Origin of the sequence: Cyclobacterium sp. 1_MG-2023 (genome assembly GCF_030546805.1) — a bacterium.
Classification (GTDB): Bacteria; Bacteroidota; Bacteroidia; order Cytophagales; family Cyclobacteriaceae; genus Cyclobacterium.
Genome location: NZ_JAUOPC010000003.1, coordinates 268,586 through 279,417, shown reverse-complemented (window position 1 = coordinate 279,417; position 10,832 = coordinate 268,586). Strand labels below are relative to the sequence as shown.

The 10,832-nt window shown below is 38.5% G+C and carries 6 protein-coding genes; all 6 read right to left on the bottom strand.

Features of this window, described 5'->3' with window-relative positions; all coding sequences use genetic code 11:
* Positions 1-336 precede the first annotated feature (336 nt).
* A complete protein-coding gene (locus Q4534_RS05750; protein WP_303612216.1) occupies positions 337-1,368 on the bottom strand; it encodes a Gfo/Idh/MocA family protein in 1,032 nt (343 codons plus the stop codon).
* Between the two features lie 15 nt (positions 1,369-1,383).
* Positions 1,384-2,385: a Gfo/Idh/MocA family protein gene (locus Q4534_RS05745; RefSeq protein WP_303612215.1), complete on the bottom strand. Its 1,002-nt coding sequence runs from the start codon at positions 2,383-2,385 to the stop codon at positions 1,384-1,386.
* Positions 2,386-2,989: 604 nt separating this feature from the next.
* Positions 2,990-4,267: a Gfo/Idh/MocA family protein gene (locus Q4534_RS05740; protein ID WP_303612214.1), complete on the bottom strand. Its 1,278-nt coding sequence runs from the start codon at positions 4,265-4,267 to the stop codon at positions 2,990-2,992.
* Between the two features lie 48 nt (positions 4,268-4,315).
* Complete coding sequence (locus tag Q4534_RS05735; protein WP_303612213.1) at positions 4,316-5,761, bottom strand: DUF1501 domain-containing protein; 1,446 nt, start codon at positions 5,759-5,761, stop codon at positions 4,316-4,318.
* A 65-nt stretch (positions 5,762-5,826) separates the two neighbouring features.
* Positions 5,827-9,093, bottom strand: coding sequence for a DUF1553 domain-containing protein (locus tag Q4534_RS05730; RefSeq protein WP_303612212.1), 3,267 nt, complete (start codon positions 9,091-9,093; stop codon positions 5,827-5,829).
* A gap of 200 nt (positions 9,094-9,293) precedes the next feature.
* Positions 9,294-10,832, bottom strand: a complete 1,539-nt coding sequence (locus Q4534_RS05725; protein WP_303612211.1) for a RagB/SusD family nutrient uptake outer membrane protein — start codon at positions 10,830-10,832, stop codon at positions 9,294-9,296.

Genomic DNA, 10,832 nt, shown 5'->3' with positions numbered 1-10,832 from the left:
AAGCAATGAAATAGAAAAACGATCAGGTGCTCCCCAAAAAAAAACCGGAAAGGACCACTTCTTAAAGTTCAGAAATTAAAAAAATCAATATCAATAATAATAAGGTAGACAGAGTTTGATTTGGCTTTTTTAGGCAATAAATAAGTACAACTTGCCTCATTCTGGATCTCGATTCCTTCTTAAAAAATTTAACAGTAGTATAAAGGTAAATTCTAGAAAAAAATCTCTTAAAAGCGAACAATTTTATTATAATTATTCGGTTTTAAGAGATCTATAAACTATCCTCTGATTGAGGGGATTTACATCTACACGGTCTATTTCTAAACCATAAAATATTTACAAACTTACTTTCTTATTTTCTGCTGAGGATGCATACACCCCTAAAATTAAGGCGAGTGATCTTTTGGCATCTTGCCCGGTTACCACCGGATTAGTATCTTTTCTAATGGCCTCTACCATGTCTTCAATCTGCACTTGGTGTAGCTTAAAATCTATGGCCATAGGGTCTGAAGCACCACTTCCTCCAATATTCGAACCGGGAATCAACTTATCTTCCTCACCTTTAATATTCCAAGCGATAATTTTTCCTCCTTCTAATATTATGTTTCCATTCTCACCATAAATCTCCAACCTTTCAGGATTCCCCGGGTAAAGTGAAGTGCCACCGGTAATTGTTCCAAGTGCACCACTTTTGAAATTCACAATTGCCGAAGCTAGGTCCTCTCCCTCTATCTGATGTACCATCGTCCTAACCTGTCCATAAACAGCTTCTGCATCCCCCATAATATCCAATAGTAAATCAATGGTATGGACTCCTTGGTTAATAAGTGCAGCTCCACCATCACCTTCTTTTGTTCCTTTCCAATCACTGGAACTATAATAAGAAGGGTCTCTATACCAGTTAATGGCAGCTGTTCCCATAAGTAATTTACCGATTTTACCAGCCCTTACAGCTTCTTTCAACTTTAGGTACCCAGGTTTAAGTCTATTCTGGAAAATAACTCCTAATTTCACTCCAGCATCTTCACAAGCTTTTATCAGTAAATCCGCTCGTTCGGTACTTACTTCAATGGGCTTTTCCAACAATACATGCTTGCCTGCTTTAGCAGCAGCCACAGCGGGCTCAAGATGATTTCCACTATGGGTACAAATGCAGACAACATCCAAATCCTTTCTACTTAAAAACTTCTCAATTTCAAAATCAGCCGGAACTTGAAACTTTTTCTCGGCCAGTTTTGCGCGGGATTCAGTAGAACTCAAAACAGCAATTAATTCGCTTTCTTTACTGGCATTGATTGCTGCTGCATGCATTCCAGCAATAGCACCTGTACCTATAATCCCAAACCTTAATGGCTTTTGTTTAGTCATTTTTAAAGTGTTTAATCAATTAAAATTTTTAATCATTTGTTCCATGGCCCAATTTGTTCTTGCAGCAGAAACTCCAGTGCTAGGGCATTCCCCTCCTTTACCAAGCAATTCATTCACAATTGATTGGATAAGAAAAAACTGAATGTTTTCAGGCATTTCAAATTCAAAAACTTCATCGGCTTTGCCATCTCTTTTTAAGGTAACAGAAGTACCCCAAAAACAAGGGAACCTTATTTCTCCTTTATTTCCTATTATTACTATTTCATCTTTTTGAGAAGTTTCACCGGTAGTAAAACACCAATTACCACTCCCTAACACACCACTTTCAAAAATAAAATTCCCCAAAACAATATCTTCAGCCGGATAATCCCCTGATTGATTCGCTGCCACACCATTGACCTCCTTCATTGGACCGAATAGAAAGTCCAAATAATCCAATTGATGAGAGCCTAAATCATAAAAATAGCCTCCACCAGCCACTTCAGGATCTATCCTCCAATTGGACTCATCTTTGATTACATCCGGGTGCTTGGATTGGTTAATGACTATGTTTACATACCTTGGATCTCCAATGGCTCCTTCTTCTATTAAACTTTTAACTTTTAAAAAATTCGGAAGGGTACGCCGGTAATAGGCAACAAAAAGCGGTACACCGGCTTCCTCACAAATTTTGATCATTTCCAAACACTCTTCATGGTTCCTTGCCATTGGCTTTTCTACATAAACCGGCTTCCCGGCTTCAACAGCCTTTTTGGTTAGTTCCAAATGTGAATTGGGAGGGGTGGCAATATAAATTGCATTTACCTCCGGATCATTGATTAATTCATCCGCATCCGCATACCATTTTGGAACTCCATGCCTTTCAGCGTAATCCTTTGCCTTTTCTGCATTTCTACGCATCACAGCTATCACCGATGAATCAGTTATTTTATTCATGGCTGGGGCACTTTTTTTCTCACATACACTCCCTGCTCCAATCACTCCCCAACACACTTTACTTGAGTTAAATTTCTTCATATATAATTATTCGCCTTAATTATTAACTAATTGTTGCTTTATTAATAAAAATACTGTTTTCTTCTTACTGCTTCCAAGACATTTGCCAATTTGACTAAAATGGCATTTTAACTTTCACCTTATTATCAAAATTAGTTTTTTTTTGACAAAACCCGTGGTGTGAAAGCTAAACCTTACCTATTTTTTGGTCAAGTCTCCCAATTTAAGGAAGAACGGTACTTAAATCTCACTTCGATGAAATGCATATACATTTTTAAAACTCATCTTTTACAAAAGCATAGGCTTCAAATCAAACATCATATTACTTTTATTGATATGGAAACTATCCAAAAATATAATTACGGCCCTATTCCATATAAATACCATCAGATCGTGTGGTATCAACTATTTTTTTCCGAAAAAATTACTTCAACCCATTGATTCAATTAAACCCAAAACAGAATTTATTACACTTTTAGAAGATATTATAGGCAAGCATTTATCATTATACAACTTCCTTGAAGTTGCATTGACATTCACTGCTAACGTAGCAGGTCTCATGCTTACAAAGCATATTAATTCACCTGTCCCAATTCCTTAAAGCACCGATTGACTGAAAGTTAAGTCAATCAAATTGAGGCAAATTCAAATTTGGGTCTATGCTTTCATTGGAATGCTGCATGGATTCCCAAGAAACTTGTTCCCCATTTTCAGCGGCCATTCTACCTAGGATTGCTGTATAAGTAGATGCGGCACCAGAAGCAGATTCATTTAGAAAATTACCCGAACGTATACTTCCGATAAAACTTTTGACTTTGTTCTCATTGGAATCGTGCAAAGCTGAGGTAAATACTCCGGCTGCTTGTTGATTTTGATCTTGACCTTGGCTTTCATGTCTTAACACACCTGAATCCCAGGCCTGCTCGCCATCTATAAATACTCCTCCGCTATAATGAGCAGTTGCAATGCCTTTGGTTCCAATAAAACGCGCACAAACATCTCCAAAAACCGGTCCTAATTGGGTTGAATGAAAACTCACCCTTATATTATCCGGGTATTTGTATATTATTTGATAGTTGTTCCATGCATCACCAAAAGCATTGTTATGGTCTCGACCTCCTGTTCCCATAGCCAAAATAGGTTTCTTTTGAAGGGCCCAGCTACAAACATCCAACATATGGATTCCTTGATCCAAAAGGATTCCACCAGACAATGCTCTAAAGTGAAATTGATTCCGAATCATGGCTTCAGATTTAGACATATTATCTATTGGTTTAAGGGGTAGTCCTGAAGCCAAATAATACAGCTGAGCTGTCACTAAATCACCTATAGCCCCTTCTTGAACCCTCTTGACCATCTCTTGGTAAGCAGTAGCATGTCTGATCTGGAACCCCACAACCATACTTAACTTCCCATTTATGGAGCTACCTGCCCTCTCTATTCTCTTGACACCTTCCACATCTATTGCTACCGGCTTTTCACAATAAATATGCTTCCCTGCAGCGATTGCTGCTTCAACAAATTCAGGATGGGTGTAAGCCGGAGATGAAATTAATACTGCTTCGACCTTTTTATTATTAAGTAAATCCAAATAGGCTTTGGAACCTTGGTAAATATTCCTTGAATCAATTTTTGCAAATCCCTTTTCTTGATTTAACCCATCAAACTTTTCTTTGGCTACCTGCAGTTGGTCATCAAAGAGATCTGCCATGGCCATGATATTAACATTTGTATACTTGGACATGGCAGATATTACAGAAGTTCCTCTATTTCCACATCCGATTATACCAAGTTGAATGGCAGAATTTGCTTTAGTGCCAAACACAGTGCTTGGTTTCAAAATCGTAATGGCAGAAACTGCTGCCGCGCCTTTAATAAAAGACCTTCTTTCTAAGTTCGTCATTGAGTGGGTTTGTTTATCAATACACTATGTTTCAATACATTCCTTTTATTAACTAATTATATCATGGACAACGTGTCCGCTTACATCCGTTAGTCTAAACCTTCTACCTTGGTGTTTGAAAATTAATTTCTCATGATCCACACCCATAAGGTGAAGCATGGTTGCTTGAAAATCATGCACATGAACAGGATCCTTTACTATATTATAACCAAACTCACATGTTTCGCCATAGGTAACCCCTTTCTTTACCCCTCCACCTGCCATCCACATGGTAAAGCATCTTGGGTGATGGTCTCTACCATAATTATCTACTGTCAATTTCCCTTGAGAATAATTGGTTCTACCAAATTCACCACCCCAAACGACAAGAGTATCTTCTAATAACCCTCTTTGTTTTAAATCCATTACCAAAGCAGCTCCTGCCTGGTCCACACTTTTGCTCATGATTTGAATGTCACGTGGTAAATTACCATGTTGATCCCAACCTTGGTGGTATAACTGTATAAATTTCACGTCCTTCTCAGCCAATCGCCTAGCTAAGAGGCAGTTTGCAGCAAAGGTCCCGGGTTTTCTTGAATCTGGACCATACATATCATATATATAATCCGGCTCCTTGGAAATATCCATTGTTTCCGGTACAGAGGACTGCATTCGATAAGCCATTTCATATTGAGAAATTCTTGAATTGATTTCCGGATCCATTACCCGATCATATTTTATTTCATGAAGATCCTTTAAAGCATCCAGCATCCTTCGTCGGCTTTTGTTACTTAGGCCATTTGGGTTATTAAGGTAAAGAACCGGATCTTTTCCAGACCTAAACTGTACACCTTGATGCAGTGAAGGTAAAAAGCCACTCCCCCACAGTTTGGCGTACAAGGGTTGTCCACCATTCTTTCCCCTAGATAGCAAAACGCAAAATTCCGGAAGGTTTTTATTGTCACTTCCTAAACCGTAACTGACCCAAGACCCCATGGATGGTCTACCACTTAATTGAGATCCGGTTTGAAAAAAAGTAATGGCAGGATCATGGTTTATCGCCTCAGTATGCATGGACTTAACAAAGCACAATTCATCAACAATTTTGGCGGTGTGGGGCATCAATTCACTCACCCATGCCCCACTTTGTCCGTATTGTGCAAAATCAAATACCGACCCGGCAAGTGGGAAGGAGTTTTGACTCGATGTCATGCCCGTTAATCGCTGACCAGCCCTTATTGAGGCCGGTAATTCCTGCCCAAACCGTTCATTAAGCAATGGTTTATAATCAAATAGTTCCATTTGAGATGGTCCTCCACTTTGAAAAAGGTAAATCACACGTTTGGCCTTTGGAACCAAAGGAAGCTTACCTAGCCCTGCCGAATTGCTACCACCAATATTGGCCAAAAGATTCCCGGGATCCAATAAAGACGACAAAGCCAAACTCCCCAGACCCAAGCTCGTTTTGGTTAAAAATTGCCGACGGTCAATATTTGAATTATGTAATAAACTCATTTAGTTATATTTATATTCAATAACTCTTTCATTATTGCTAAGATGTTTTTTTGAAATAGGCCTATTTACCGTTTGTAAATGGCATCATCAAAATTCATTAAGGTCGAATTGACTAAGGTTAATGCAGCCAATTTTTCTTTCGATAAACTAACATCGCTTTTATATTCCCCTACATGAAGTAGGCTATCGGCATCATGTGGAGCCTTTATAAATTCTTCAAGTTCATTTTGATACAGTTTCTCTAAAACCCTTAACTCACTTGCTTCAGGATTTCTACTGGTTATCGCTTTAAAACCATACTTCAATTGATCAGAAGTATTATTTCCACCTTCTGTTAACATTTTTTCCGCCAAAACCCTCGACGCTTCCATGTATTGAGGATCATTCATTAGTACCAATGCTTGCAGAGGTGTATTGGTGTTTTGACGCTTGATAATACACACATACTTATCTGAAGCATCAAAATTGATCATCGCCGGCGGAGGTGAGCTCCGTTTCCAAATGGTGTAAAGACTACGTCTGTATAAATTTTCACCTGTATCGGGAATGTATTCATTGGCATAAGTTGCTGTCAACTCACGCCATAACCCTTTTGGTTGGTACGGTTTAACACTTTCACCTCCAATTTTCTTAACCAGCAAACCACTCGATAGCAGGGCTTGATCCCTTACCATTTCTGCCGGCAGACGGGAGGAGTTGGCTCTTGATAGCCAAATATTTGCCGGATCTCTTTCCCTATGATGGTCCATTAGAACTGAAGATTGCTGGTAGGTCTCTGAACTTACCATCAATTTTATCAATTCTTTGAGATCCCAACCTGATTCAATAAATTTAAGGGCAAGCCAATCCAATAATTCAGGATGAGAGGGAAACTCTCCCTGATTTCCAAAATCATCGGGGGTAGCCACTATCCCACGACCAAAAATCATTTCCCAATATTGGTTGACAATTACTCTGGCAGTTAAAGGGTTTTCTTTGCCTAACAACCATTTGGCCAGTCCCAATCTATTTTTTGGTAGGGAATCGGGAAAATCCAAAAGAGCTTCCGGTGTATTTGGAAATACTTGCTCAGTTGGCGCATCATAAACGCCTCTATCCAAAATAAAGGTTGCCCTCTCCTCACTTCTCTCCCTCATTACCATGACTTCCCCTTTGGCACTTACCAACGCATTCTCTTCTCTTCTAAGATGGTGTAAATCGCTTTCTTGTTTTCTGTTTTGTTTATTGATTACAGCATAAAAATATTCCTGTAATTCAGCAAGGTTTCCTTTTCTTTTATTTTCCAAAATCGGATCAGGCAACCCTGCTAAAATTTGGGTTTCAATGGTTGTTAATGCGCGATCAAAAACTCGGATTTCATCCACAAGGGAATTATCCAAAGTTTCTGCAAAATTTGTCCCTCTTTTACCGATTTGTAAATTACCGGGGTGCCCAATTCCTCTCTTTTCTTTCCCATAAGCCAAAATACTCTGCTTCAAGTGATCTGTTATTACTTTAACATGTAAAGGTTTTCCATTCATAAAGATTTTCAATCCTGAAGCTTTACTGGAACCATCATAAGTCATGGCCAAGTGCACCCATTCTCCGAGTGGCACCTTCTCTTTGGTATGCACTTCAATGGCATTTGCAGGCCAAGTATGACTCATTAGACCGGTAAGGCTGCCATCCTCTCTTATCAAAAGTTCATATCCTCTAAAACCATTCGCAAAGCCTCCTGTTTTTGAAAAAATAGGCCCATTTAAACTGTCTTCAATGGCTTTGTACCATAAACTAATGGTAAATGGATCACTCCGCTCAAAATAAGCTATTTCAGGACCCAAGTCAACATAACTGTCTCCTACCAACTGGATACCTTTACCAAATTTACCATCTACCGTTATAATTTCTTTGTCCTTTTGAATTACCACCATATCAGCTGGATTGGACTTATTGATAAGGTTACTGAATTTGTTGTCCACAGGTTTATCAAGTGGGTAATGGCCTATTTCACCTATAATTCTTGGTGAAGAATTGGTTTTTGAACCTAGGTTTGCAACCCAGCTTTCAAAGGATTTAAGTGCTTCATTTTTAACCTTATTGATTGCAATCTCTTTTTCTTTAATTTTTTCATTGAGGTAGGCAATCTTTTCCTCGACCTCTATATCATCTTTTAGTATTAAGGTAGGACTTGCATCCCCTACGTAAGGTACTTGACCCGTTTCATTTATATTATTAAAGAAAGCATATAATTGAAAGTACTCTTTTTGAGAAATAGGGTCATATTTATGATCATGGCACCTTGCACATTCCGTAGACAATCCCAAAAAAGCTTTTCCCAAGGTATTGGTTCTATCAGCAACATATTCAACACGGTATTCTTCCGGAATAATTCCTCCTTCCTGACTTTGGGGATGATTGCGATTGAAGCCGGTTGCTAAAATTTGATCATAACTTGGGTTAGGTAATAAATCACCTGCCAATTGCCAAAGGATAAAATCATCATAGGGCAGGTTTTTGTTGAATGCATTGATCACCCAATCTCTCCAAGGCCACATATTTCTCATTCCGTCATCCTGATAACCATTGGAGTCAGCATATCTTGCTAAATCTAGCCATTTAGAAGCCAGTCTTTCTCCATAATGGGGTGAATTCAAAAAATGGTTTACCATTTTCATATAAGCCTGTGAAGAAGTATCTGCTAAAAAACTTTCCACCTCTTCCACTGTTGGTGGCAGTCCTGTAAGATCAAATGAAAGCCTTCGGATAAGTATTTCTTTATTCGCTCTTTTTGAAGGTTGAAAACCGTTGGCAGCCAATTTATCATAAACAAAATAATCTATTTCATTTTTTACCCAAGCGCGTGCTGAATCTTTAAGATTTGGTAGATTTTGGTTTTTTGGGGGGATAAATGACCAATGGGGTTTATACTTTGCTCCTTGTTCAATCCACCGTGTAATTAGTGCTTTTTCCGTTTGAGAAAGTTTCAAATTCGAATCTGTTGGAGGCATTACCAAATCCCCTTCCTCTGTTACAATACGCTCATAGACTGCGCTTTTTAATGGTTTCCCGGGCACTATGGCATAATGATCCTTATTTTCTCCTATCAAACCCAAAGCATCTGCCTCCACATCCAAACGTAAGTTTGCCTCTCTTTTATTCACATCAGGTCCGTGACAAGCAAAACACCTATCAGACAAAATCGGCTTGATATGTAAATTAAAGTCTACATTATCAGGTAATTCTTTCTCTATTTCCTCTGAAAATTCAATGGTTTTATTAAATGGAATGACCCAAACAACCACTAAAACAATGGTTAAAAGAAAAGATATTTTTAATAAAAGGTTTTTGTTCATCTTTTACTCAGTTGGCAAAATTTTTCATTCTAATATACGAAATGCCTTTATATAAATTAATGAAAATGTCATGACCTGAAATATTTGTGTTTGTAAGGGCTATCCACAAAAGTTTCGGTCATGACATTTTTCAAATACTTAACAATCAGTTGACATTCCTTTTATCAGCCTAATAATCAAGTTTTATTAAACAATTCTGCTTACCAACCAGGATTTTGTTCCAAATTTTCATTGAACGCTATTTCATTGTCAGGAATTGGCAACAGGTTATGCCTATCTTCGTACCCGTTAGGGAACTTAACTTCAATCAAGCCTCCATCAGCAGCTTTAATGTCTACAGGGTAAATGTCCTGACCAATTTTCCATCGCTTTATATCTGCCCATAAAATCCCTTCACCAAAAAATTCAACTACACGTTCATGTCTCAACCTTTCTCTTGCTTCCTCTTGAGAAAGCCCTGTGGACAAAGAAGTAATTTTAACATCAACACGTTCAGTTCTGATTCGATTGATAATATTTATCGCCTCTGGAATATCTTGGTTGGTCTCGATAAGTGCCTCTGCTTTGGCCAATAAAACATCGGCGTAACGCAACACAATAAAGTTTAAAGGAGAAACCCTTGGGCTTAGTAGGGCAATGCCTTCTCCTACATTTTTACGTAAGCCAAACCCAACTCTTTGTCCGGTATGATTGGGAACTTCAGAGGGGTATAACATTCCTTCAAAGGTTGCTCCAGGTCTGAGTATAGAGAAATCCAATCTTGGATCTCTTCCTGCAAATTCATTGTTAGGATCTACTTCTGAACCATCTATCATTTCGTACTCGTCAATAATATGCTGAGTTGGTGCTGGATCACTAGCACCTGCAGCGGCAACTCCACCTGGAAGTGCTAACCAAGCAAAGAAATTACCCTGACCTTGCTCACCTGCCATGTATTGAATGTCATACAATACCTCTTCATTATTTTCATTGTCAACCATAAAAAGCCCTTCATAACTAGGGAAAAGGTCATACATGTTTAACGCATCTATTTGATCTATAACCTGCAATACTTCTGTATATTTATTCTGGTACAAGTAAGCTCTCATTTTCATCCCCAAGGCAGCTCCTTTTGTAGCCCGACCCAATTCATAACTAACAGGAGCTAAATTTTGTATCGCAAAGTCATAATCTGAAATTGCCTGAGCCCAGGTTTCATCCAATGAGTTTCTACTTAAAGAGGTAACTTCTTCTGTATTTAATTTTGTCAGAATGATTGGTACACCACCATAAGTTTCTGCCAATAATGCATAGGCAAGCCCTCTAATAAAGTGGACTTCTCCCAAATAAGTCGCTTTTTTATCTGCTTCAAGCGCCACATTTTCTATGTTGGCAATAAAATCATTTGAGAAATTGATGATCCTATAACACATGGTCCACCGCTCATCTACCAAACCGCCGGTTGTGCTTGCTGTAATTGATCCGTTTCCTATTTGTTTTTCCAAACCATTCCAATGAGCCCACTGGTAGGCATAAGGTGTGATGGCATCAAATGTTGGACCGGAACCATATACAGCCCTGTGTTTTATTACACTGTATATACCATTTAGCGCCAATTTGACATCATTTTCATTTTGCCAAAATGATACAGTGGTGATCCTATCCGTAGGATACACTTCAAGAAAGTCATCACCACAACTTGTTAAAAGGAGCATACCTAGGACCACGAAATTTATTTGAATTATTTTTATCGTTTTCAT